Below are 25,069 nucleotides of genomic sequence, written 5' to 3'. Positions count from 1 at the left end.
ATAAAGCGGCGGTCTTGCCACGGTCGCCGCAGTCGCTACCGCGCGGCGCATGATCTTCCGTCCGATCCTCGCCGGCGCGGTGCTGCGCGACCGGCTGCTCGCCGGCGTCGGGGCGACGTTCGGCATCGCGCTGACCGGCGTCCTTGCCGCCGTCCTCGCCGGAGAGGGATCGTTGCCGCTGCTGGTGGCGCCGATCGGAGCGAGTGCCGTGCTGGTCTTCGCCGTACCGGCGAGCCCACTCGCGCAGCCCTGGCCGGTGATCGGCGGCAATCTGCTGTCGGCGCTATGGGGCCTGCTGGTCGCGCAATGCGTGGCCACGCCCGTCGCCGCGGCGGCCCTCGCGGTCGGCGGCGCGATCGTGGTGATGTCGCTGCTGCGCTGCCTGCATCCGCCGGGCGGCGCGGTCGCACTCGGTGTCGTGCTCGCCGCCGGCCATCTGCCCGACGGCTGGCTGTACCCCTGGCTGCCGGTCGGGCTGGACTCGGCGCTGCTCGTCCTCGCCGGCATGCTCTTCCATCGCCTGTCGCGTCATGTCTATCCGCATCGACCCGCCGCGCCGGTGCCGACACCCTCGCCGTTCGCGGCGGCGGACATCGACGCCGCGCTCGCCGACATGCACGAGAGCTTCGACATCGCGCGCGAAGACCTCGACGCGCTGCTCGACGCGGCGGCGCGCCACGCCGCGCTCAGGCGGGAACGGTCAGCCCGCTCATCACCTCGGCGGTGATCGCCAGACTGCGCTTGCGCGCCTCGTGGTCGTAGATCGCGCTGGCGACCATCACCTCGTCCACCCCGGTCCGCTCGATGAACGCCGCGGTCTGCCGTGCCACCGTTGCGGGCGAGCCCACCGCGGAACATTGCAGCACATGGTCGAGGATCGACGCTCCCTGCGCGCCGAGCCCGGCACGATAGCCGGCGACCGGCGGCGGCAGCTGGCGCGGGTTGCCGGTGCGCAGCGCGACGAACGACTGCTGCTGCGAACTCGCGAGCAATTCGGCCTCCTCGTCGGTCTCGGCGGCGAAGACGTTGAAGCCCGCCATCGCATGCGGCTTGGCGAGCTGCGCCGAGGGGCGGAAGTCGCGGCGGTAGATCGCCAGCGCCGCATCGAGCGCATCCGGCGCGAAATGCGACGCGAAGGCATAGGGCAGGCCCAGCGCCGCGGCGAGCTGCGCGCCGAAGGTGCTCGATCCCAGGATCCACAGCGGCACGTTCGCGCCCGCGCCCGGCGTCGCGGCGATGCCCGTCCGGCCGTCGTCGGCGAAATAGCTCTGCAGCTCCATCACGTCCTGCGGGAAGGCGTTGGGATCGGTCTCCAGCGTCCGCCGCATCGCGCGCGCGACGCGCTGGTCCGATCCCGGCGCCCGGCCGAGCCCGAGGTCGATCCGGCCGGGGAACAGCGCGTCGAGCGTGCCGAACTGCTCGGCTATCACCAGCGGGGCGTGGTTGGGCAGCATGATGCCGCCGGCACCGACGCGGATGCGGCTGGTCGCGGCGGCGATATAGCCGATCACCACCGCGGTGGCGGCGCTGGCGATGCCCCGCATGCCATGATGCTCGGCCACCCAATAGCGCTGGTAGCCCAGCGTCTCGGCGTGCCGCGCGAGGTCGGCGGCATTGGCCAGCGATTGCGCCACGGTGCCGCCTTCGACGACGGGCACCAGATCGAGCAGGGAGAAGCGTGTCATGCCACAGCAGATGGGGACGCGCCCCCGTTGCTGCAATTAGAAGCCGATCGTGTAGCGCAGCGCTCCGCCGACGTCCGCGGGCAGGGCGGCGTAATTGCCCGGGTCGCGCCGCCAGAATAGATTTGTCTGGAGATCGCCGCGGCCGAGCAGCACGCGATAGCGCGCCTCGACGTCGATCTCGCGGCCCTGCGGTGCCAGGTTGAGCCGCTGCATCGTCCAGTCGGTGACGGTCAGCGTCGCATAATCGTAATTGGTCGGCAGGCGATAATCGATGCCGCCGCGTGCGACGCGCAGCGGCTGCGCGATCCGCAGGCCGAAACTGTCGCGGCCGAACACGCCGTTCTTGCCGACATCCGCGGCGAAGGCGGCGGTGGTCAGCCGCCCGCTGCCGGCCATGCCGCCGCGCAGCGCCGCATCGGTCCAGCCGTGCCGCCACGATCCGCCCAGCGTCCAGCCCGCACCCATCGTCCAGCGGGCATCCATATCGACGAACCAGCTCCGCGCCCGTGCCGCGCCGAGCCCGCCGTCGAACCGGGCGCCAAGTAACGTGTCCGCCTCGCGCAGGTTGCTCAGCGACAGTGTCGTCGCCAGCCCGCCCCAGCGTTTGTCCGCCATCACCGTTACCCGGTCGTAGCCGGAGCGGCGATACGGGCTCAGCCCGGCGAGCAGCGCGTCGCGTCGCGCGGTGACGTCGCCGGTCTCGATCGTGGCGGTCAGGCCGACGCCGCCGACCTCCTGGCGCAGCGCGCCGGCGGAGCGGGCAATGCCGTCGAAGCCGAGGCCGGTCTGTCCCGCGACGAGGAAGGCGGGCTGCGTCTGCCCGGCGATCTGCGCGCCGATCATGCCGCTGGCCTGTGAAAAGGCGAAGCCGAAGCGCGTCTTCTCGCCGAGCCGCTGCGTCACCGCGCCAGCGATGGCGCGCGCCGTCGTCGCCTGCGTGTCGGTCATCATGCTGCGCTGGAGCGCGATATCGCCGTTCGCCCGCGGCGCCAGCGTCAGCGAGACGGTCATGTCGCCGGTCGCCATCGCGAGGTTGCGCTGGCGGTTCTGCAATACGCCGGCAAGCACCGGCTGCGGCCCGGCGCGGTCGATCGTACCGGCGAGATCGATCGCGAAGGCGCGGTTGTAGCTGTCGAGGATGACGGCGCCGAGCGATCCGACGGTCGCATCGCCCATCGGCGCCGACAGCGTCGCGTTGCTGGCGAGCGATACGCCGATGTGCGAACCGGCGACGCTGGTGGTGCCGACCGGCTGGAACGCCTTGGTGAGGTCGAGCACGCCATTGCCGTAGACGCTGTCGACCCCCGCCGCGCCGACGTCGCGCGCGGTGCGGAACAGCAGGTCGACGATCTGCGCGCCGCTGAGGTTCGGAAACGCCTGCGCGAGTAGCGCGATCGCGCCGGAGATCTGCGGCGCGGCGAAGGAGGTGCCCGACCAGAGATAGGCCGCGCCGCTCTGGTTGGGCGCGCGGACCTTTTCGCCGACGGCGGTCAGATAATGCGCGGCGCCCGTCCCGGCCTTGTCGCTGAAGGAGGAGATGACGTCGTTGGTGCCGACCGAGCCGGCGACGATCACCAGATTGCGTGCCGCGGCACTGCTGGCGACCGAGGTGAAGGCGTCGGGATTGTCGCTGCCGTCGTTGCCCGCGGCGATGACGACGATGATGCCGCGTGCGGTGGCGCGGCCGATCGCGTCGATCAGCGATTGCGGCATCGTCGTGCCGCCGAGCGACAAGTTGATGACGCGCGCGCCGGCGGCCCGTGCCGCGTCGACGCCCTTGGTGATCGCATCGGTGCCGAACTTGCAGCCGGTATCGCCGCCGGCGTCGCCGCTCGACGCGCAAGAGCCCGGACGGTCGGCGCGTAGCACGGTGAGCGTCGCATCGAAGGCGACGCCCTGCGATCCCGTGCCGTTGCGCCGGCCCGCCGCGGCGAAGGCGACCGCGGTCCCATGGCCGCCTTCGTCGGCGATCGACGCATTGCCGGCGACATCCTGCGACGCGCTCGACAGCCGCCCGCTGAATTCCTGGCTTTGCAGGTCGATGCCGCTGTCGATTACCGCAAGGTTGATGCCGGCCCCGGTCGCGCCCTTGTTGTAGGCGGCCAGCGCGTTCATCGACACCGCGCCGACCGCGGCACGATATTCGGGCGTGTCGTTGCTGGTCATCGCGGAGGCGGACGGCGGGGACGACGTGGGCGCCGGGGTCGGTGCCGGGGTCGGCGACGGCGTCGGGGCTGGCGCGGGAGTCGGCGTCACGATCGGCGTCGGTGTCGGCGCCGGCGTCTGCGCGGTCGGCGGTGCCGGAACGCTGTTCACCCCGCCGCCACCGCCGCCACCGCAGGCAGCGAGAAACAGCGGCGCCGCCACGGCGGCGCCGCCCGTCAACCAAGTCTTTGTCGTCATTACCTGCCCGCCCTGATTCGCTTTGTGTCTATAACGGACATAAGCGGCGAAAGTTAAACGAAAATGTTTGGCTTGCTTGTACCCGTTGCCGCCGCCGCCTAGACGCCGCGGCCATGCACCCCCGGCTCGCCCCGATCGACACGTGGATCTTCGATCTCGACAACACGCTGTATCCGGCGCGCGCCAACCTGTTCGCGCGGATCGATCAACGCATGACCGACTATGTCGCGCGGCTGCTCGATCTGCCGTGGGATGCGGCGCGGGTGGTGCAGAAGGACTATTTCCACCGCCACGGCACGACGCTGACCGGGCTGATGGCGGATCACGACGTCGATCCGCACGACTTCCTCGCCGAGGTCCACGATATCGAGATGGACGTGCTCGAACGGGATGCGCCGCTCGCCGCGGCGATCGCCAGCCTGCCGGGGCGCAAGCTCGTCTTCACCAACGGCGACAAACCCTATGCGTTGAAGGTGCTCGACCGGCTCGGCCTCGGCGAGGCGTTCGAGGCGATCCACGACATCCACGCGATGGACCTCGTCCCCAAGCCGCATCCCTCGGCCTATGCGAACCTGTGTGCGCGACTGGCGATCGAGCCGACCCGCGCGGTGTTCTTCGAGGACATGGCGCGCAACCTCGCGCCCGCCAAGGCGATCGGCATGACCACCGTCTGGATCGACAACGGCTCCGAGCAGGGACCCGAGCAGGGCCGCGATTTCATCGACTTCACCGTCCACGATCTCGCGTCGTGGCTGCAGCATATCATGGAGGCATCATGAGCCAGGACCTGTCCACCGTCATTGATTCCGCGTGGGAGGATCGCGCGTCGCTCGGCTTCGCCACCACCGGCGAGGTCCGGCTTGCGGTCGATCGCGCGCTGGCGCTGCTCGATGCGGGTGAGGCGCGCGTCGCCGAGCCCGACGGTGCCGGTGGCTGGCGCGTCAATCAGTGGCTCAAGAAGGCGGTACTGCTCAGCTTCCGCCTCAACGACAACACGCTGATCGACAACGGTCCGGGCGCCGGCCATTGGTTCGACAAGGTGCCGTCCAAGTTCAGCGGCTGGAGCGAGGCCGAATTCCGTGCTGCCGGCTTCCGCGCGGTGCCGGGCAGCGTCGTACGCCGCGGCGCCTATGTCGCCCCCGGCGCGATCCTGATGCCAAGCTTCGTCAACATCGGCGCGCACGTCGGCGAGGGGACGATGGTCGACACCTGGGCGACCGTCGGCAGCTGCGCGCAGATCGGCAGGAACGTCCACCTTTCGGGCGGCGCCGGCATCGGCGGCGTGCTCGAGCCGTTGCAGGCCGACCCCGTCATCATCGGCGACGGCGCGTTCATCGGCGCCCGCTCCGAAGTGGCGGAAGGGGTCCGCGTCGGCGAGGGCGCGGTCCTGTCGATGGGCGTCTATCTCGGCGCCTCGACCAAGATCATCGACCGCGCCACCGGCGAAATCTTCAAGGGCGAAGTGCCGCCTTATGCGGTCGTCGTCCCCGGCACGACCGGCGGCAGCGACGGCAAGCCCGGCCTCTATTGTGCGGTGATCGTCAAGCGCGTCGACGCGCAGACCCGCAGCAAGACCAGCATCAACGACCTGCTGCGCGACTGAGGCGGAGCGATCGTCACCCCGGCGCAAGGCTGGGGTGACGGGGCGGGGGGCACGCGGCAGACGCCAACCCCCTGTAACGGAAGTCGAAGCCCGATCCGTCGCCACCTATTTTCCTGTTGCGGTGCAACCGACGCGATTACGGAACGTTGTCGGTAAGCTTGGGGGTGGATTCGAACGCGAACGCTCTCGCAAAGGGGAACGGGAAACGCGTGCGAGTTCTGACCGGACGACAGTATTGGCTGGCCATCGCCTTGGTCGCTGCGGCGCCGACGGCGGCGCAACTCAACCAGCAGCAAGGCACCGCTCCTGCGCGCGGTCCCGATGCCCCGAAGACCGATCCGCAGACCGTCGGTTCCCCGACCGACGCCAATGCGCCGATCGTCCCCGACAGCGAATTCAACGCCAGCCTGCCGCCACTGACCGGCGACATCAACGCCCCGCTTGAACCGATGCCGGCGCAGCAGGCCGGCACGCCGACCGCGAGCACGCCGGCGGTCCCCGCGACGACGCAACCGCTCGTCGCCGCCGACGGCACGTTGCCCCCCGCCGCCGCCGAGAACCCCGAACTCGCGCAGCCGCTCCAGCCGCTCAACACCTTCGATACCGCGCCGTTGCAGACCGCCGCCGACATCAAGGACAAGGACGCGCCCGAGATCCGGTACGATACGGAACTCAAGGGGCTCGAAAAGCTCGATCTCGCCGGCCAGTTCAATAGCCTGTCCGCCCTCAAGGAAGGCAAGGGCAAGGCCGCCAACGCGACGCAGGTGGCCGCCCGCGCCCGCGAGGACGAGGCGCTCGCGGTGCGGCTGATGAAGTCGCTCGGCTATTATGACGCGACCGCGATCTCGCTGATCGAGACGCCGGCCAGCACCGACCCGAACAAGCCCGGCCGTCTGAAGGCGACGGTCACCGGCACGCCCGGTCGCCTCTATCGCCTGTCGTCGGTCAAGGTCGACACGCAGCCGGTCGTCCCGGCGGACCTCGTCACCCGCAACCTGCCGTTGCGCGTCGGCGATCCGATCGAGGCGGCGCGCATCCAGGGCGCCGAGGCGAACGTCAGTCTCGTCCTGCCGCAACAGGGCTATCCCTTCGTCAAGGTCGGCGAGCGCGACATCCTGCTCGACGACCAGGCCGAACAGGCGACCGGTGCCTATACGCTGCCGGTCGATACCGGTCCGCGATCCAGTTTCGGCCAGCTCGTCACCACCGGCGATCCGGTGTTCGGCGTCGATCATCTCAACGTCTTCCCGCGCTTCAAGAGCGGCGACCTCTACGACAGCCGCAAGACCGACGATCTGCGCGACGCGCTGGTCGCCACCGGCCTGTTCCGCAGCGTCGCGGTCGAGCCGCAGCGCACCGGCCGCACCAATGCCGACGGCACCGAGGCGATCGACCTGCTCGTCCGCCAGACCGAAGGGCCGCCGCGCAGCCTCGCCGGCAGCGCCGGTTATTCGACCGGGCAGGGCTTCAAGGCCGAGGGCAGCTGGACGCACCGCAACCTGTTCCCGCCGGAGGGCGCGCTGATCGGCACCGTCGTCGCCGGTACGCAGGAACAGGGCCTGTCGGGCACCTTCCGCCGCTCCAACGCGGGCCAGCGCGACAAGACCTTCACCGCCATCGCCAGTGCGGTCCACCAGAGCTACGACGCATTCGATGCCTTCACCGGCACGCTGTCGGCGCGCTGGAGCCGCGTCTCGACGCCGATCTGGCAGAAGCGCTTCACTTATTATTACGGCGGCGAGCTCGTCGGCACGAACGAGAGCGTCTACGACTTCGCACGCGGCGACACCGTCCGCCGGACCTACGGCATCGTCGCTCTGCCCGGCCAGGTCGAATGGGACACGTCGGACAGCCTGCTCAACCCGACGCGCGGCTATCGCCTGCGCCTCAACCTCAGCCCGGAGGGCTCGGTCAACGGCGGGGTGCGGCCGTACGTGCGCACGATGATCGAAGGCACGGTCTATTATCCGATCTCGTCCAGCCTCGTGATCGCCGGCCGCGCCAAGGTCGGTTCGATCCAGGGCATCGATCGCGACGATCTGGCGCCGTCGCGCCGCTATTATGGCGGCGGCGGCGGTTCGGTGCGCGGTTACGGCTATCAGCGGCTCGGGCCGCTCGATCCGCAGGGCAATCCGGTCGGCGGACGCAGCCTCAACGAATTCGCACTGGAAGCGCGCTATCGCTTCGGCAATTTCGGCATCGTGCCGTTCCTCGATGCCGGCAACAGCTATGAATCGAGCCTGCCCAAAGGCTCGGATCTGAAGTTCGGCGCCGGTATCGGCGGCCGCTTCTACACCAATTTCGGGCCGATGCGGATCGACGTGGCGACACCGCTCAATCCACGGCCGGGCGACGGCAAGGTCGCGCTCTACATCTCAATCGGGCAGGCATTCTGATGGCGCAGCCCGATTACGAAACGACCGACGCTCCGGCCGTGACCAAGCGTCCGCTGTGGCAGAGCATCCTGAAATGGCTGCTGATCGCCGTGCTCGGCCTCGTCGTGCTCGTCGGCGTGGTGGTGCTCGGCATCAACACCGATCCGGGCCGCCGCTTCGTCGCCAACCGGATCGGCGGCTACACCACCGCCTCGGGCCTCAACATCAAGGTCGGGCGGATCGACGGTTCGCTCTATGGCCAGATGGTGCTGTCCGACGTCCGCGTCGCAGACCCCAAGGGCGTCTTCCTGACCAGCCCGAAGCTCAGCGTCGACTGGCGGCCGTTCGCCTTCGCCAGCAACCATGTCGACGTGCGCAGTCTCTCGACCGACCTCGTCACCCTCGCGCGCAAGCCCGAACTCAAGCAGACGCCGAGCGACCCCAACGCGCCGCTCCTCCCCGATCTCGACATCGACGTCAACCGGCTGCACGTCGGCCGGCTGGTGATCGCCAAGCCGGTGACCGGTCAGACGCATATCGTCCGCCTCGACGGCGCGGTGCACATCGCCGACCGCCGCGCGCAGCTCGTCACCGACGCCGCCGCGCTCAAGGGGGCAGGGGTCGCCGGCGGCGACACGCTGCACCTCAAGCTCGACGCCGTTCCCGACCAGAACAAGCTCGACGTCAACCTGAAGCTCGACGCGCCGGTCGGCGGCGTCGTCGCGACGATGGGCTCGCTCAAGGCGCCGCTCACCGCGACGGTCGATGGCCGTGGCAGCTGGAAGGCGTGGCAGGGCCGTGCGCTCGCCACGCTTGGTGGCGGGCAACTCGCCGATATCAACGTCAACGCGCGCAACGGCCATATCGAGCTGCGCGGCTTCGCCACCCCCGGTCTCTACATGCAGGGCCCGGTCGAGCGACTGACCGCCCCGCGGCTCGATCTGGCGATCGACACCACGCTCAACGATCGCAAGGCCGATACCCGGCTGCGGCTGAAGTCGGCCGCGCTGGCGGTCGACGCCGGCGGCTTGATCGACCTCGCCAACAGCAGGTTCGGCAATTTCGCGGTCGATGCGCGACTGCTCACCCCAGGCGCGATTGCCCCCAACGTCCGCGGCCGCGACGTGATGGCGCGCGTCGTGCTCGACGGCGCCTTCGCGACGCCGACGGTGAACTACAAGATCAACGCCGCCGCTCTGGGCTTCGGCACGACGACGGTCGAGAACGTCTATGCCGAGGGGCTGGCGCGGGTGAACAGCGACCGCATCCTCGTGCCGGTCAATGCCCGCGCGCGCCGCGTCACCGGGCTCAATGCCGCGGTCGGCGGGTTGACGAACAACGTCCGCATCCAGGGCGATTTCGCCATTTCGATGCCCAATATCCTGTCCGACAATCTGCGCATCCGCTCAGACAATATCGACGCCACCGCGATCGTCGTCGCCAATACCGCGACCGGCCGCTACACCGGCGCGCTCAAGGGCCGCGTCAACAATTACCGGCTCGAGAGCATCGGCATCCTCGATCTGTCGACCGACGCCAAGCTCGTCCCCGGCGCGCGCGGCGGCTTCGGCATCACCGGCCGCGTCGTCGCGCAGACCAGACAGCTGTTCAACAGCGGCGTGCGCGACTTCCTCGGCGGCAATGCGGTGGTGCGCAGCGACATCGGCTACAGCCCCGAAGGCATCGTCACCTTCGCCAATCTGCGGATGAACGCGCCGCAATTCCGCATCACCCGCGGCGAGGGCCGGTTCGATCCGGCAAGCGGTGCGGTGGCGGTATCCGCCGATGCCTATTCGACGCAATATGGTCCGCTCACCGCGCGTGTCACCGGCAGCGCCGATGCACCCGTCGTCGTGCTGCGCGCGTCGAAGCCGGGCGTCGGCGTCGGTCTCGTCGATCTCAACGCCCGCGTCGTCGGCCGCGGCGGCGCCTATGCGGTCACCGCGAGCGGCGGCACCAATTACGGGCCGTTCACCGCCGACGTGCTGGTCCGGCCGAGCCCGCGCCTTACCGTCGACGTCAATCGCCTCGTCTTCGCCGGCATCGTCGGCAGCGGCCGTGTCGCTGCCACCCCGGCTGGTCCGTTCGCCGGCGCGCTGCAATTCGCCGGCCGCGGCATCACCGGCAACGTCCGTCTCGCCGATCAGGGCGGCAATCAGCGTGCCGACGTCGCCGCGCGCGCCTATAACGCCACCATTCCCGGCTATGCCGACTTCACCATCGGCCGCGCGATCGTCAACGCCAGCGTCGTGATGACGCCGAAGGCGCCGCAGGTGGTCGCCGACGTCCAGGTCGCCGACACGCGCTACAATGCCTTCGTCATCCAGGCGATGCGCGCCAAGGTGAACTATGTCGGCGGTCGCGGCACCGCGCAGGCACTGCTCACCGGTTCCAGCGGCGTGCCGCTCCGTGTCGCGCTCAACGCCCGCCTGTCGCCCGACGATTATCTGATCGCCGCACAGGGGCAGGCGAACAACATCCCGTTCCGCACCGTCAATCCGGCGCACGTCACCAAGGCGGGCGGCAGCTATCGCCTCGCCGCAACGCGGATCGACTTCGGCCAGGGCGCGACCGCCGGCTCGACGCGCATCGCCGGGTCGTTCGGCGGCGGCGTCACCGCGGCGCAGGCACGGCTCGACCGGCTCAATCTGTCGATGCTGTCGGCGTTCGTCCCCAATCTCGGCGTGTCCGGCGCGGTCACCGGCAGCCTCGACTATCGCCAGCAGGGCGCGTCGATTCCGCAGGCGGACGCCCGCGTCACCATCGCCGGTTTCCAGCGCACCGGCCTCGCCGCGGTATCCGAGCCCGTCGACGTCCAGTTCGTCGGCCGGCTCGTACCCGACGGCGGCGAGGCGCGCGCGCTGGTCAAGCGGGGACCGACCACCGTCGGCCGCTTGCTCGCCACGCTGCGGCCGCTGCCGCCAGGGGCGGGCTCGTGGATGACGCGGCTGATGCAGGCGCCGCTGTCCGGCGGCATCCGCTACAACGGCCCGTCGGGCGTGCTGTTCAGCCTCGCCGCGCTGCCCAACCAGCAGCTCAGCGGGCCGATCGCGGTCGCCGCCGACTTCTCCGGCCGGGTCGCCGCGCCGCAGCTCAACGGCCTGATCCGCGCCGACAATCTCACCTATGACAACGAGACCTATGGGACCCGCCTGTCGCAGATGAAGATCGCCGCCCGCTTCACCAACGATCGCCTCGAACTGACCAGCATGTCGGCGCGAGCCGGCAACGGCACCGTCCAGGCCCAAGGCAGCGTCGGCCTCGCCGCGGCGAGCGGCTTCCCGATCGACCTGCGTGCCAAGCTTGACAATGCGCAGCTCGCCAAGAGCGATGCCCTGTCGGCGACCACCTCGGGCGACATCCGCTTCACTTACGGTCGTGACGGTGGCCTGTTGCAGGGCAACCTCAACATCCCCGAGGCGCGCTACGAGATCATCCGTCAGGGCTCGGCCGAGGTTCCCGAACTCACCGGCATCCGCCGCAAGAGCCAGATCGTGACGCCGCGGCCGACCGACCGGCCCAAGCCGGCGCCGGTCAGCCTGATCAAGCTCGACCTCACCGTCCGCGCCGCCAACCAGCTGTTCGTGTCGGGCATGGGTCTCGAATCCGAGTGGGAGATGAACCTGAAGGTCGGCGGGACCTCGGTGGCGCCGGTCATCACCGGCGGGCTGGATCTGGTGCGCGGCACCTATTCCTTCGCCGGCAAGCGCTTCGACGTCACGCGCGGCACGATCCGCTTCCGTGGCGGCCAGCTCACCGATCCGGACATCAACATCCAGGCGTCGACCACGGTCAACGGCATCACCGCGGTGATCGCGATCACCGGCACCGGCCAGCGGCCGCAGATCGCCTTCACCTCGACCCCGGCGCTGCCGCAGGACGAAGTGCTCAGCCGCCTGCTGTTCGGCACCAACCCCGAGAACCTCTCGGCGACCGAGGCACTGCAATTGGCCAGCGCGCTCAACTCGTTGCGCGGCTCGGGTGGCGGCGGGCTCAACCCGCTCGGCAAGCTGCGCTCGGCGACCGGATTCGACCGGCTGCGCGTGCTCGGTGCCGACGAGGCGAGCGGTCGCGGTACCAGCCTGGCGGCGGGCAAATACCTGACCGACAACATCTACGTCGAGATCGTCACCGACGCGCGCGGCTATACCGCGACGCAGCTCGAGATCGCGCTCACCAAGGCGTTGAGCCTGCTCACCTCGACCGGCTCGGCCGGCGGCTCGGACGCCCGCCTCAAATATTCGAAGGATTATTGAGGGGGCGATGGCCGAGCATGTCGATGTCCTTTTGGTCGGTGCCGGAATATCTGGCATCGGCCAGGGCTATCACCTGCAACGCCGTTGCCCCGACCGTAGCTATCTGATCCTCGAAGCCCGGCCGACGCTCGGCGGCACCTGGGACCTGTTCCGCTATCCCGGCATCCGCTCGGACAGCGACATGCACACGCTCGGCTTCTCCTTCCATCCCTGGACGGACGACCGGTCGATCGCTGGCGGCGCGACGATCCGCGGCTATGTCGAGGAGGCGGCGCGCACCCATGGTATCGACCGCCACATCCGCTTCGGCCACCGCGTCACCACCGCCGCCTGGTCGACAGATGAGGCACGCTGGACGATCGAGGCGACCGGCCCCGACGGCGCGCCGCTGGTCTTCACGTGCAATTTTCTATGCATGTGTTCGGGCTATTATGATTACGCCCGCGGCTTCACGCCCGAGTTCGTCGATGCCGAACGGTTCGGCGGGACGATCGTCCACCCGCAATTCTGGCCGGAGGATCTCCATTACGCGGGCAAGCGGATCGTGGTGATCGGCAGCGGCGCGACCGCGATGACGCTGGTGCCCGCACTCGCCCGGCAGGCGGCGCACGTCACCATGCTGCAGCGCTCGCCGACCTATGTGGTGTCGCGGCCGGCGGAGGATCGCCTCGCCAACTGGCTGCGCGCGCGGCTGCCCGGCAGGGCCGCCTATCGCCTCACCCGGTGGAAGAACGTGCTGACCAGCATGGTCTATTACCGGCTCGCCAAATCGCGTCCGGCCCAATTCCGCAGCCGTCTGCTGGCGATGGTCCGCGACCATCTCGGCCCCGATTACGATATCGAGCGGCATTTCACGCCGCGGTACGATCCGTGGGACCAGCGGCTCTGCCTCGTACCCGACGCCGATCTGTTCGCCAGCCTCAAACGTGGCGACGCTTCGGTGGTAACCGGGACGATCGACCGTTTTACCGAGACCGGCATCCGCCTGGATTCCGGCGAGGACCTTCCCGCCGACGTGATCGTCACCGCGACTGGCTTGCGGCTGCAATGGCTGAGCGACATCCGCTTCAGCCGCGACGGTGCGCCGATCGCGTTCAACGCAGCCCTTCAATATAAGGGGATGATGTTCTCGGATGTGCCCAATCTGGCATACACCTTCGGCTATACCAATGCGTCGTGGACGCTGAAGGCGGAGCTGGTGGCGACCTACGTCTGCCGGTTGCTCAATACGATGCGCCAGCGCGGCCTGCGCCAGTCGACGCCGCGGCTACGCGATCCGGCGATGGCGACCGAGCCCTTCGTCGATTTCACCTCGGGCTATATCCAGCGCGCGTCGCATCTTCTGCCACAACAGGGCGCGCGCAAGCCGTGGAAGCTCAACCAGAATTATGTGCTGGATGTGGTCGCGCTGCGGTTCGGGTCGGTCGATGACGACATGGTCTTCGACAATCCGGTCCCGGGCCGGCGCGACGCCGCCTGATCGTTCGACGGCGGCATTCGAGGGGAGGGTAATGCCCTCCAAACGGAATGCGGCCCGGACCTGTTCGACCTTACCGACCAGCGGCGAAGATCGTCACGGCCCGAGCCGCGACGGCGGTTACCAGGGCTTGATGTAAACCGAAACGACCGCGAGGACGAGTGCGAAAACTACCGACATGCTAATCTCCCTTATCGTGGCATCTCCAGGATGCCCGACATCCTTAACCTCATGTTAAGCATTTAACAATCCGTCTCGCAGCGGCTTAGATGGCTCATGTGCGATTAATCTTATCTTCAAACCTGATGCTCTACGCCGAGCCCATGACCGTCGCGCATCGCTCGGAAACCGTGGAAATGCTGGCTTCCCGCGTCATGACGGGGGCGCAGCGGACGACCGACCCGGCGTTCCGCTTTCAGCTGATCGCGGAAATCGCCAATTTCACCGAATTGCGCCGACGTCTCGGCTGTGCCCGCGCCGAGCTGCTCGTCGGCCTCGTCGCCGACCGAGTCGCGCGCGTGCTGCCGACCGCCAGCGTCGCCGTGCTGGGCCGGACCCAGATCGCCAGCGGGTTCCGCGACGCCGATCGCGCCGCCGTCGATCGCGCCATCGTCGCGATCGAGAAAGCGTTCGAACAGGCGTTCACCCTCGACGATCAGCAAGTCACCATCCGCCTGACCTTCGGTGCCGCCGCGGCGGCCACCGCCAATCTCGATGAGGTGGCATTGGTCGAGGAGGCGGAAAATGCCCTTGCCGAGGCTCGCACCGCCTATCACACCGTGACCCACGCGGTCGCGCCGCGTGCGACGCTCGACGTGCTGCAGGTGGCGCGCGAGCTCGACCAGGCGATCGATCGCGAAGAGCTGGTGCTGCACTATCAGCCCAAGGTGCACGTCCGTCATCAGGAGATCCGCAGCGCCGAAGCGCTGGTGCGCTGGCATCATCCCGAACGCGGGCTGGTGATGCCCAACGATTTTATCTCGGTCGCCGAAGAATGCATGCTGATCGACCGCATGACCTTGTGGACGATCCGCCGCGCCATAGAGGACCAGCGCAACCTCGCCGCCCGCGGCCATGATCTCCGCCTATTCATCAACATCGCCGGCCAGTTGCTCGCCGACAGCGCTTTCGTCCGCGCCGCATGCGACCTCGTCGGCGGCAGCGACGCCAAGCTCGGGTTCGAGATCACCGAAACCTCGGTGATCCGCGATCCCGCCAGCGCGATCGCCAATCTGCAGATCTTCGCGGACTTCGGCATCACCATCGCGATCGACGATTATGGCGCCGGCCTTTCCTCGCTCGCCTATCTCAAGCAATTGCCGGCTCGCGAGCTTAAGATCGACAAGCTGTTCGTCACCCAGCTCACTAGCTCCAACCGCGATCCGCTGATCGTTCGTTCGACGATCGATCTCGCGCACGCCCTGGAGATGGAAGTGGTCGCCGAGGGGGTGGAGACGCATGCCGCACTGGCGCTGCTCACCGTCATGGGCTGCGACATGGTCCAGGGTTTCCTGATCAGCCGCCCCGTCGTGCTCGAATCGTTGATCCAATATCTCGACGAAGGACGCCACCGCGCGCCCGCACCCAATCCGCTCGCGGGCTTCGGTGGCTTCGCCGCGACCCGACGCGTCGTCTGACGATGCGCCGCTGGCCCTGGCGGTCGTGGCTGGCGGCCAGCCTTCTCGCGCTGGCCCCGGTTTCGGCAACGGCGGATGTCTTCGACAGGCTCGTCGCTGACGCCAAGACCGCGATGCTCAGCGATCCACACCGTACCGCCGACCGCGCGCTCGCTGCGGAACGCGTGGCCGACCGACAGCCGCCGTCGCGTCAGCGTGCTATTCGGCAGGCAACTGCCAACTGGCTGCGCGGCGAGGCGTTGATGCGGCTCAACGATGTCGGCGCGGCCGAACCGTTGATCAACAAGGCGGTGACGCTGTCGTCACGACTGGCGCCGGGCTCGGAATTGCAGGGCGACGCGCTGCTCGCCAGTGGCTGGATCGCCGCCGTTCACGCCGACGTGGCCCGGGCGTTGAGCGACTATCAGCGGGCGCACAACATCTTCCGGTCGCTCGGCAACACACGCAGTCAGGCCAAGGCGCTGCAATCGATCGGCTCGCTCTACGGCGAAGCGAACGACCACACCAATGCGTTACGCTATTACGATCAGGCGTTGTCGCTATACCGCGCGGACCCGATGCTCGCGCTCGCGCTCTACAACAATCGTGGCATCTCGCTGAAAAATCTCGGTCGTTACCGCGAGGCGTCGCAGCAGTTCCGCAATGGTCTTGCGCTCACCGAACGGATCAACAGCCCGTTGCTGCGCGTGCTGATCCTCGGCAACATCGCCGAAGCGCGGCTGATGGACAAGGATGTCGTCGGGGCGCAGCGTGCGATCGATCAGGGGCTACGGCTATCGACGCGTGGCGAGGCGGCGGGGTTTCGCAAGACGTTGATCGGCCTCGACGCGCAGGCCGCCTATCAGCGCGGCAACATCGCCACGGCGCTGACGCTGATCGCCGAACGGTTCGACGGCGAGGATATCGATCACACCACGCTGATCGATCGCGAGGCGCATCGCACCGCTTATACCATCTATCGCGCCGCCGGCCGCCCCGAATTGGCCTTGCGGCACCTCGTCGCGTTGAAGCGGCTTGATGACGAATCGACCGCGCTCGCCCGTTCGACTAGCGCGGCGCTGATGGCGGCGCGGTTCGACTTCGCCAATCAGGAACTCAAGATCGCCAGCCTCCAGCGCGACGAAGCCCGCCGCAACGTCGCTTATGAACAGGCACGCACCCGCACGCAGCGCAACATCTTCCTCGGCGTCGTCGCCTCGACGATCCTCGCGATCGGCCTGCTCGGTATGGGGCTGATCACGCTACGTCGGAGCCGCAACGAAGTCCGTGCCGCCAACGACGACCTCGCCGTCACCAATACCGCGCTCGGCAAGGCACTGGCTGCCAAGACGGAATTCCTCGCCACCACCAGCCATGAGATCCGCACGCCGCTCAACGGCATCCTCGGCATGACGCAGGTGATGCTTGCCGACGCGCGGATTGGCGGCAGCACGCGCGACCGGCTCAGCGTCGTGTATAGCGCGGGCGTGACGATGCGCACCTTGGTCGACGATATCCTCGACGTCGCCAAGATGGAGACCGGCAATCTCACCGTCGAGGAGGCGCCGTTCGACCTGCGCGCGATGATCACCGAATCGACCCGGTTGTGGCAGGACCAGGCCGAGGCGAAGGGTATCGCGTTCCATCGCGACATCGCGGAGTGCCCGGCGATGATCCTGGGCGATGCCGCGCGGGTACGGCAGATCGTGTTCAATCTCATGTCGAACGCGCTCAAATTCACCGCCGAGGGCAGCGTGACGTTGCACGCCGCTGCTTATGGCGACGACCGGCTCCGCATCGTCGTCGCCGATACCGGCATCGGCATCCTGCCCGAGACGTGCGACGCGATCTTCGAATCCTTCCGTCAGGCCGACACCAGCACCACCCGCCGGTTCGGCGGCACCGGACTCGGCCTGTCGATCTGCCGCAACCTCGCGCGGGCGATGGGTGGCGACGTGACCGTGACCAGCGTCGTGGGGGAGGGGTCGCGGTTCATCGTCGACCTGCCGCTGGTGCGCGCCGAGGCCGCGACGGCGCCGGCCGAGGCCACGCCCGGCACTGCGGGGATGCTGGTACTCGATCGCAACCCGATCACGCGCAGCATGCTGCGGACGCTGATGACGCCGCACGCCGGCGTGGTAGTGGCCACCGCGACACTGGACGAAGCCGTCGCCGCGCTCGCCACCACGCGATTCGACCGCCTGCTGATCGATGCGGCCGCGTTGGGCGCGGTCGAGGACGCCGCTGACGCGCTGCGAAAGTTGGCCGCCGTCGCGGCTGCGGCGGACGTGACGATCCTGCTGCCGAGCGCCGCCGACGCCGATCGTATCGCATCCGCAACGGACGGATCGTTCCGTAGCGTTATCAAACCGGTCAGTGGTTCGACATTGGTCGCAATACTCTATCCTGCGCGCCATGTGGCGCTTGTGTCGCAGGCGGCATGAAGCGTAGACGCAATAGCATGCCATCGCCAATCCCACCGACCCCGCAGCCCTCCCGATGAACGTCCTGTTCATCGAAGACGATCGGATGAACCGCCGCGTCGTCAGGGACATGCTCGATGTCGCCGGGGTCACGATGATGGAGGCGGAGAGCGCGGAAGACGGGTTACAGGCGATCGACGCGCAGGATTTCGACATGCTGCTGATCGACCTGCGCATGCCCGGCATGGACGGCATCACCGCGATCGGCCACGTCCGCGCGCGCGCCGACGGCAAGGCGGCGGTACCGATCATCGTCATCACCGCCGACACCGCGCTCGACCTGCGCGAGCGGTGCATCGCCGCGGGGGCGGACGAGGTGTTGTTCAAGCCGGTCGCGATGGACGCCCTGTTCGAGGCGATGGGCCGTATCCTCGCGCGCGATGCCGATGGCGGGATGCTCGTCTGACCGATACCGGTTGCGATCTCGCACGACGCGGCCTTCCCATGCCCGTGCCTCTCGTAGTATCGATCTCGTCCCGCCCGCTTTAATTGGTAAGTCCGATGCCCAAGCCGACCATCCGCCGCCCTTCGAAGGTCGATCTCGGCAAAGAGAGCGCTACCAGCGATCGCCTGTACCAGCGCCTCGCCCGCAAGCTGTTCGACCAGCTCGCCTCGGGTGCGTTCGCGATCGGTGACCGCCTGCCCGCCGAACGCGAGCTCGCGATCGAATATGGCGCCAGCCGCCCGGCGGTGCGCGAGGCGTTGATCGCGCTTGAGGTGCAGGGGTTCATCGAGGTCCGCGTCGGCTCCGGGGCCTATGTCTGCCGCCTGCCGGGGCAGGGCGAGGAGCCCGGCTTCGCGATCACCGCCTTCGAACTCACCGAGGTGCGGCTGATGTTCGAAGGCGAGGCGGCGGCGCTGGCGGCACTGCACGTCACCGACGACCAGATCGACCGGCTCGACGCGCTGGTCGCCGCGATGGCGACCGAGAACCTGCTGCCCGAGGTGACCGAGGAGGCCGATCGCGATTTCCACCTGACCATCGCCGCCGCCACCCGCAACGCCGGCGTGCTGCGCACGATCGAGGATCTGTGGCATCTGCGCTCGACCTCGCCCGAATGTGCGTTGCTCCACGCCAAGGCGCGCAATGCCAAGGTCCGGCCGGTGGTCGAGGAACATGCCGCGATCATCGACGCGCTCCGCGCGCGCGACGCCAATGCCGCCCGCGCTGCGATGCGCGCGCATCTGTCGGCAGTGATGGATCATCTGCTGTTCCGTACCGAGGAACTCGCGGTCGAGGAGGTGCGTCGTTCGCTCGCCAGCACCCGTCAGCGCTATGGCGTATCGCCCGTCGCCTGACGCAAAGCGGCATACCGCACGCTTCTAGGTTGTCAGACCAATCATTGCGCTGCTAGTCACGCCCTACCAGGAGGGGGATGGCGGCGAGATGATGATGACCCAGACCATGCGGTGGTTTGGCCCGAGCGATCCGGTGCCGCTCGCCGCGATCCGGCAGGCCGGCGCGACCGAAGTGGTGACCGCACTGCATGAGATCCCGAACGGCGACGCCTGGCCCGACGATGCGATCGCCGCCCGCAAGCGGCTGATCGAGAATGCCGGCCTCGCCTGGACGGTGGTCGAGAGCCTGCCCGTCGCCGAGGGGATCAAGACCCGCTCCGCGGACTGGGATCGCCTGATCGAGGCCTATGCGGTCAGCCTTCGCCGCCTCGCCGCGCACGGCATCACCGTCGTGACCTACAATTTCATGCCGCTGCTCGACTGGACGCGGACCGACCTTGCTTGGGAATTGCCCGATGGCGCCCGCGCGTTGCGCTTCGAGCTGCATGCGCTCGCCGCCTACGACATCCATCTCCTCCGCCGGCCCGATGCGGCGGCGGACTATTCCCCCGCCGTCGTCGCTGCGGCGGCGCAGCGCTTCGCCGCGCTCGACGAGGCGGGCCGTCACCGGCTGGAGCGGACGATCATCGCCGGTCTGCCGGGCAGCGAGGAGAGTTTCACCTCGGCCGAACTGCTGCGCCGGATCGGCAGCTATGCCGCGATCGACGCCGACCAGCTGCGCGCCAACCATATCGCCTTTCTCGCCGCAGTCTGTCCGATCGCCGAGGCCGAGGGGATCCGGCTCGTCGTCCACCCGGACGATCCGCCTTTCCCGATCTTCGGCCTGCCCCGCGTCGTCAGCACCGAGGCGGAGGTTGCGGCGCTGTTCGCCGCGGTGCCGTCGCCCGCCAACGGCCTGTGCTTCTGCAGCGGCTCGCTGGGCGTGCGCGCCGACAACGATTTGCCCGGCATGGTCCGTCGCCTCGGCGAGCGGATCGGCTTCCTCCATCTCCGCTCGGTGCAGCGCGAGGCGGACGGCGCGTTCCACGAGGCCGAGCATCTGCGCGGCGACGCCGACATGGCGGCAATCGTCGCGGCGGTGGTCGATCTGCAACGGCGGACCGGGCGCGCGCTGCCGATGCGCCCCGACCACGGTCACCAGATGGTCGACGACCTGCATAAGCGCACCAACCCCGGCTATTCGCTGATCGGCCGCCTGCGCGGCCTCGCCGAGCTACGCGGTCTCGAAGCCGGGCTGATCCACGCCCGCGAGGCGGGAAGGGTCTGACAAGCGGCATGTCGGTACAGGCCGTAGAGACTGCCTGCGAACAAGATCGTTAGCTTCCCCAGCGTTCGCCCTGAGCCTGTCGACTCTCACGGTGCTTCGACGACGTTGACACCAAAAGGTCGATGACGCCCGCCAGCTAAACGAATGTAGAAGAAAGGATGATGTTCGCGCGGAGGCGCGGAGATGGATCGCGTGGGGCTGCGTGGCCTTGTCATCGCATCGCCGATGGGAAGAGCCGCTGGCGCGGCAAGCGTAACATCTCCGCGCCTCCGCGCCTCCGCGTGAACACTACTCTTCCTAATCTGCTTTCGGCGGCGGCGAAGACGGTACGCGCAGCGCGGCGGCGAGCGACGAGGTGGCGCTGCCGCGCCGCGCCGGTTTTGGTTGCGAGGCGTCGGGCGCCCAGCCGGTGAGGAACACGATCGAGAAGCGCTCCGTGGTCCGGCCGTCCGGCCCCGCCGCCGCGGCGAACGCCGCGGCGGTCCGGGCCAGCGTGCCGCGCGTCATCGCCGAGCGGCCGATCAGGATGTTGCTCGCCGCCATGCCGCGCAGATCGTCGAGCAGCCGCCCGAAGCTCGCATAGCGGACATCGAACGTCTCGATGTCGGCGACCGGCAGCGCGAAGCCGGCGCGCATCAGCAGGTCGCCCGCCGATCGTACGTCGATCTGCGGGTGCAGCCGCGCCGCCGGCCGTTCACCCTCGGCGACGCGCAGCGCCGCGCGCAGCGCGGGCAGGCTGCCGCCGCCGAGGAACGCGCCGAGGAACAGCCCGTCGGGTCGCAGCACCCGCCGGATCAGCGTCAGCGCACCGGGCAGGTCGTTGACCTGATCGAGCACGCCGGCGCTCAGCACCGCATCGAAACTGCCGTCGGCGAACGGCAGCCGCTCCTCGTCGCCCTGTACGCCGCCCGCGGCCTGCGCGAAGCGGAAGCCGGGATCCACCCGTGCGATCCGGGCGCCGGGCACGACGAGGCTGCGATCGGGCACGCCGATGTCGAGCACGTCGGTGAACGTGCGCTTCACCGCGTCGAGCCGTTCGAGCAGCCCCTCGACCATGACGTCGCGCAGGAAAGCGTGGTCGGAATAGCCGTCGGCGGCGCGGTCGCGGCGCAGGCGGCGGGCAGGGCGGTCGAAGATGGCGTTGGCGTTCACCGCCAGGCTTGTGCCTGTTGCGGCGGTGCGCGACAAGCGGCCATGCGGACGATCGGCGTGGGCGGGCTGGCAGCGATCGCGGCGCACGGTCGCCGTGCGCTGGCGTCGCTATTCGGCCCGATCGCCGCCGCGGCGCTGCCGCCGCGCTGCCCCGGCTGCGGGACGCCGGTGGCGGCCGATCACCGCTTCTGCGCGCCATGCTGGGGCGGGCTGCGCTGGCTGACCCCGCCGTGGTGCGCCGCGTGCAACCGGCCGTTCGCGCATGACCGCGGCGCCGACGCACGCTGCGCCGCCTGCCTCGCCGATCCGCCGCGCCATGCCGGCATCCGCGCCGCCGTCGCCTACGGACCGGTGGCGCGGCGGCTGGCGCTCAAGCTGAAATATGGCGGCCGGATCGGGATCGCCGCGACGATGGCGGAGCGGATGGCGCCGACGCTGCCACCCGGCATCGACCTGCTCGTGCCGGTGCCGCTGCACCGCTGGCGGCTGTGGAGCCGCGGGTTCAACCAGGCGGCGCTGATCGCCGCCGCAGTCCGCCGTCGTACCGGCATCGCACACGATCCGTTCGCCTTGGTCCGCCGCCGCGCCACCGTGCCGCTGCGCGCGCTTGGCCGCGGTCGGCGGCGGCAGGCGGTCGCCGGCGCGTTCGCGGTGCCCGATCCCGCGCGGGTGGCGGGCAGGACGATCGCGCTGGTCGACGACGTCTATACCAGCGGCGCCACCGCCGCCGCCTGTACGCAGGTGTTGCTGCGCGCCGGGGCCGCCGCAGTGGTGGTGCTGTGCTGGGCACGGGTGGTCGGGTCGGGGGCGGCGGGCGATTGACAAGCCGGTCCTCAGCCCACACCTCAAGCCTATGGCAAAGGTCGAAATCTACACCAAGGCATATTGTCCCTATTGCACGCGCGCGATGGCGTTGCTGGCAGCCAAGGGCGTGTCGCCGCAGGAATATGACATCTCGCTTGGCGGGCCGCAGCGGCAGGAGATGATCCAGCGCGCCAACGGCCGCACCACCGTGCCGCAGGTATTCATCGACGGCACGCATATCGGTGGCTCGGACGATCTCGCCGCGCTCAACGCGCGCGGAGGATTGGACCCGCTGCTCGCGGCATGAGGATCGCGCTGCTGCAGATGACGAGCGGGATCGATCCTGCCGTCAATGCCGCGGACATGCGCCACGGTATCACCGCCGCGGCCGCCAACGGCGCCGGCATGGTGTTCCTGCCCGAGATGGCGGGGCTGATCGATCGCGACCGCGCCCGCGCCGCCGCATCGATCCACGCCGAGGCCGACGATCCGGTGCTTGCCAGCGTCCGCGAGACCGCAGCGGTCGCCGGCCTGTGGGTGCATGTCGGCTCGCTGGCGGTGCGGCGTGCCGATGGCCGCTACGCCAATCGCAGTTTCGTCATCGACGCCGCCGGCGCAATCCGCGCGCGCTACGACAAGCTCCATCTGTTCGACGTCGATCTGCCGACCGGCGAAAGCTGGCGCGAATCCGCCGCTTATGCCCCCGGCGACGCGGCGGTGGTCGTCGATGCGCCGGTCGGGCCGCTCGGTCTGTCGATCTGCTACGATCTGCGCTTTCCCGCGCTCTATGCCGCGCTCGCCGTGGCGGGGGCGGAGGTGCTCGCGATCCCTGCCGCCTTTACCCGCCCGACCGGCGCGGCGCACTGGCACGCGCTGATGCGCGCCCGCGCGATCGAGACCGGCTGTTTCGTCGTCGCCGCCGCGCAGGCCGGCGCGCATGCCGATGGCCGCACCACCTACGGCCATTCGCTGGTCATCGATCCGTGGGGCGACGTGCTGCTCGACATGGGCGAGGCGCGCGGGCTGGGGCTCGCCGAGATCGACCCGGCGCGCGTCGCCGACGTCCGCGCCCGCATCCCGGTGCTCGACCACGCCCGCGCGATCCCGCCGGTCACCCGCGCGTGATCGTCTTCGACCTGCGCTGCGGGCTGGATCACGTCTTCGAGGCGTGGTTCGCGTCGAGCGCGGCCTATGACGCGCAGGCGGCGGCGGGGCTGCTCGCCTGCCCGATGTGCGGCGACACCGCGATCGCCAAGGCGCTGATGGCGCCGAGCATCCCGGCCAAAAGCAATCGCCGCGCCGATCCGCCGCCCGCCGCGGCGATCAAGGCGGCGCTGCGCGAGATCGCCGCCGACCAGGCCAGGACGCTCGCCACCTCGTCGTGGGTCGGCAGCGACTTTGCGACGCGCGCGCGCGCGATGCACGACGGCGACGAGGTCGTCCGCCCGATCCATGGTCAGGCCAGCCTCGCCGAGGCGAAGGCGCTGGTCGCCGACGGCGTGCCGGTGGCGCCGCTGCTCTGCCCGGTGGTGCCGCCCGAAAAGACCAATTGACCCGCTGGACCCGCCCGGCGCCGCCCGGTATCAGGAGCGCAGTGGCCCCGTAGCTCAGCCGGATAGAGCGCCAGATTCCTAATCTGTAGGTCGCGCGTTCGAATCGCGCCGGGGTCACCATCACTGGTCTCACGCCGATCCCGTCGCCTGCCGGGTCATCGGTCCGGATCGGTCCGGCTTGCAACTTTCCGTCGCGCCGCGCATAGCGCGCCTTCATGACCGCCGGGGGGCGGTCTGCCGGACTGCAAAATGCCGGCAACAATCCGCTGCTAAATGGGCAGCAGGACCAGCCATTTGGGGGCGACTATGTTCAGCCAGACGATCAGCGCGCCGGTCGACTCCGATTCGCCCGCCCTCGGCGGATCGCGAATCAAGCCACTCGCCTTCTGGCTCTATGTGCTGGTCGGCGTGGTGATGATCATCGCCTCGGCGATCGCATTGCCGTTCCTGCCGGCCCGCTCACGTTGAACCGGCGCCGCGGCGCACCGCGGCGCATCCCGATCGATCGAGACTATTGACGTCGGGAGCATCGCCGGCCGCAAGTGGCGCGATGCTCCCGATCGAAAGCCGTGTAGGGTTCAGGCCTTCACGTGCTGCGAAATGTACTTGTTCATCTCGAACATCGTGCACTTGTCGCGGCCGAACACCTTCTGCAGTTTGTCGTCTGCAAGGATTTCGCGCTTGTTTTCCGGGTTCTGCAGGTTGTTGGACTTGATATATTCCCACACCTTGCTGATCACCTGGCTGCGCGGCAGCTTCTCGTTGCCGACGATCGCGCCGAGCTCCGGGGAGGGCTGCACGGGCGCGTGGATGCCGCCGGTCTTGGTAGTCGTAGCCATCGCATTCCTTCCTGCTCGCACCCGGTCGATCCCGGGTGCTCTAAACGTTACGCTTTCTTCAGCGCGGTCGCCTTGTGCGCTGCCTTTCCACCATTGTCACTCTCTACGATATATTGGGGGTCGTCCTTCGATGCGCGGACGGTATGGCCCTTGATCGCGGTGTCGCTCGTCTGCTTCTTCTCGACCGTGCCGTGCGCGGTGCCGCCGTGGCTCTTCCAGGTCACTTCGTCGCCCTTCTTGAGGTCCGCCATCGTCTC

Annotated in this window: 21 protein-coding genes and 1 tRNA gene; 17 read left to right on the top strand and 5 right to left on the bottom strand. The window is 68.9% G+C overall.

Translation table 11 applies throughout. The features are described 5' to 3' along the window. Nucleotides 1-49 precede the first annotated feature (49 nt). Nucleotides 50-727, top strand: coding sequence for an HPP family protein (locus MC45_RS08800; protein WP_038661963.1), 678 nt, complete (start codon nt 50-52; stop codon nt 725-727). On the opposite strand, the gene MC45_RS08795 is transcribed toward MC45_RS08800, so the two are convergent. Together MC45_RS08795 and MC45_RS08790 are read right to left on the bottom strand one after the other, a co-directional pair. Then, nucleotides 687-1,685: an LLM class flavin-dependent oxidoreductase gene (locus MC45_RS08795; RefSeq protein WP_038661960.1), complete on the bottom strand. Its 999-nt coding sequence runs from the start codon at nt 1,683-1,685 to the stop codon at nt 687-689. The two genes, MC45_RS08800 and MC45_RS08795, sit on opposite strands and share 41 nt — an antisense overlap. Nucleotides 1,686-1,721: 36 nt before the next feature. Continuing rightward, nucleotides 1,722-4,088: a S8 family peptidase gene (locus MC45_RS08790; protein ID WP_081974391.1), complete on the bottom strand. Its 2,367-nt coding sequence runs from the start codon at nt 4,086-4,088 to the stop codon at nt 1,722-1,724. Nucleotides 4,089-4,201: 113 nt separating this feature from the next. Between MC45_RS08790 and MC45_RS08780 the strand changes: the two genes are divergently transcribed. The 10 genes from MC45_RS08780 (at nt 4,202) to uxuA (ending at nt 20,464) form a co-directional block, all read left to right on the top strand. Beyond that, nucleotides 4,202-4,867 (top strand): pyrimidine 5'-nucleotidase, encoded by a 666-nt coding sequence (locus MC45_RS08780; RefSeq protein ID WP_038661953.1) that lies wholly within the window; start codon nt 4,202-4,204, stop codon nt 4,865-4,867. Beyond that, nucleotides 4,864-5,691: a 2,3,4,5-tetrahydropyridine-2,6-dicarboxylate N-succinyltransferase gene (dapD, locus tag MC45_RS08775; RefSeq protein ID WP_038661950.1), complete on the top strand. Its 828-nt coding sequence runs from the start codon at nt 4,864-4,866 to the stop codon at nt 5,689-5,691. Before MC45_RS08780 ends, dapD begins: the two co-directional genes overlap by 4 nt. A 218-nt stretch (nt 5,692-5,909) precedes the next feature. After that, nucleotides 5,910-8,087 (top strand): BamA/TamA family outer membrane protein, encoded by a 2,178-nt coding sequence (locus MC45_RS08770; RefSeq protein ID WP_038666964.1) that lies wholly within the window; start codon nt 5,910-5,912, stop codon nt 8,085-8,087. Further along, the gene (locus MC45_RS08765) at nt 8,087-12,322 is read left to right on the top strand and encodes a translocation/assembly module TamB domain-containing protein (protein ID WP_038661947.1); all 4,236 of its coding nucleotides are present in this window, start codon (nt 8,087-8,089) and stop codon (nt 12,320-12,322) included. Before MC45_RS08770 ends, MC45_RS08765 begins: the two co-directional genes overlap by 1 nt. 7 nt (nt 12,323-12,329) lie before the next feature. Next, nucleotides 12,330-13,802 (top strand): flavin-containing monooxygenase, encoded by a 1,473-nt coding sequence (locus MC45_RS08760; RefSeq protein ID WP_081974390.1) that lies wholly within the window; start codon nt 12,330-12,332, stop codon nt 13,800-13,802. Between the two features lie 266 nt (nt 13,803-14,068). Further along, complete coding sequence (locus MC45_RS08755) at nt 14,069-15,436, top strand: EAL domain-containing protein (RefSeq protein WP_245640688.1); 1,368 nt, start codon at nt 14,069-14,071, stop codon at nt 15,434-15,436. A gap of 2 nt (nt 15,437-15,438) precedes the next feature. Next, nucleotides 15,439-17,859, top strand: coding sequence for an ATP-binding protein (locus MC45_RS08750; RefSeq protein ID WP_038661944.1), 2,421 nt, complete (start codon nt 15,439-15,441; stop codon nt 17,857-17,859). A gap of 55 nt (nt 17,860-17,914) precedes the next feature. Next, nucleotides 17,915-18,304, top strand: a complete 390-nt coding sequence (locus MC45_RS08745; RefSeq protein ID WP_038661941.1) for a response regulator — start codon at nt 17,915-17,917, stop codon at nt 18,302-18,304. A gap of 95 nt (nt 18,305-18,399) precedes the next feature. Then, on the top strand, nt 18,400-19,197 hold the full coding sequence (locus MC45_RS08740) for a FadR/GntR family transcriptional regulator (protein ID WP_052075584.1): 798 nt from the start codon (nt 18,400-18,402) through the stop codon (nt 19,195-19,197). A gap of 106 nt (nt 19,198-19,303) precedes the next feature. Next, nucleotides 19,304-20,464 carry a mannonate dehydratase gene (gene uxuA, locus MC45_RS08735; protein WP_245640687.1) on the top strand — a complete coding sequence of 387 codons (1,161 nt, stop codon included), beginning with the start codon at nt 19,304-19,306 and terminating at the stop codon, nt 20,462-20,464. Between the two features lie 297 nt (nt 20,465-20,761). Here the strand turns inward: uxuA and MC45_RS08730 are convergent, their stop codons facing one another. Next, entirely contained in the window at nt 20,762-21,616 is an 855-nt protein-coding gene (locus MC45_RS08730; RefSeq protein WP_179944527.1) for a class I SAM-dependent methyltransferase, read from the bottom strand. Between the two features lie 42 nt (nt 21,617-21,658). Here MC45_RS08730 and MC45_RS08725 point away from each other — a divergent pair, with 42 nt between their 5' ends. From MC45_RS08725 to MC45_RS19290, 6 genes are all read left to right on the top strand, one after another. Then, nucleotides 21,659-22,438 (top strand): ComF family protein, encoded by a 780-nt coding sequence (locus MC45_RS08725; RefSeq protein WP_038661933.1) that lies wholly within the window; start codon nt 21,659-21,661, stop codon nt 22,436-22,438. Between the two features lie 31 nt (nt 22,439-22,469). Continuing rightward, entirely contained in the window at nt 22,470-22,727 is a 258-nt protein-coding gene (grxC, locus tag MC45_RS08720; protein WP_038661930.1) for a glutaredoxin 3, read from the top strand. Continuing rightward, nucleotides 22,724-23,545, top strand: coding sequence for a carbon-nitrogen hydrolase family protein (locus MC45_RS08715; RefSeq protein ID WP_038661927.1), 822 nt, complete (start codon nt 22,724-22,726; stop codon nt 23,543-23,545). Before grxC ends, MC45_RS08715 begins: the two co-directional genes overlap by 4 nt. Further along, nucleotides 23,542-23,973 (top strand): DUF1178 family protein, encoded by a 432-nt coding sequence (locus MC45_RS08710; RefSeq protein WP_038661924.1) that lies wholly within the window; start codon nt 23,542-23,544, stop codon nt 23,971-23,973. The genes MC45_RS08715 and MC45_RS08710 overlap by 4 nt, the downstream gene beginning before the upstream one ends. A 43-nt stretch (nt 23,974-24,016) precedes the next feature. Then, nucleotides 24,017-24,093, top strand: a tRNA-Arg gene (locus MC45_RS08705). 174 nt (nt 24,094-24,267) lie between these two features. After that, nucleotides 24,268-24,441 carry a hypothetical protein gene (locus MC45_RS19290; RefSeq protein ID WP_156143809.1) on the top strand — a complete coding sequence of 58 codons (174 nt, stop codon included), beginning with the start codon at nt 24,268-24,270 and terminating at the stop codon, nt 24,439-24,441. A 110-nt stretch (nt 24,442-24,551) separates the two neighbouring features. Here MC45_RS19290 and MC45_RS08700 read toward each other — a convergent pair whose 3' ends face one another. Then, the gene (locus MC45_RS08700) at nt 24,552-24,812 is read right to left on the bottom strand and encodes an SWIB/MDM2 domain-containing protein (protein ID WP_038661921.1); all 261 of its coding nucleotides are present in this window, start codon (nt 24,810-24,812) and stop codon (nt 24,552-24,554) included. 47 nt (nt 24,813-24,859) lie between these two features. Further along, nucleotides 24,860-25,063 carry a hypervirulence associated TUDOR domain-containing protein gene (locus tag MC45_RS08695; RefSeq protein WP_038661918.1) on the bottom strand — a complete coding sequence of 68 codons (204 nt, stop codon included), beginning with the start codon at nt 25,061-25,063 and terminating at the stop codon, nt 24,860-24,862. Nucleotides 25,064-25,069: the final 6 nt, after the last annotated feature.

The organism is Sphingomonas taxi, from assembly GCF_000764535.1.
Classification (GTDB): Bacteria; Pseudomonadota; Alphaproteobacteria; order Sphingomonadales; family Sphingomonadaceae; genus Sphingomonas; species Sphingomonas taxi.
Note: the sequence above shows the minus strand (reverse complement) of the source record. Positions and strands in the feature narration are given on the sequence as shown.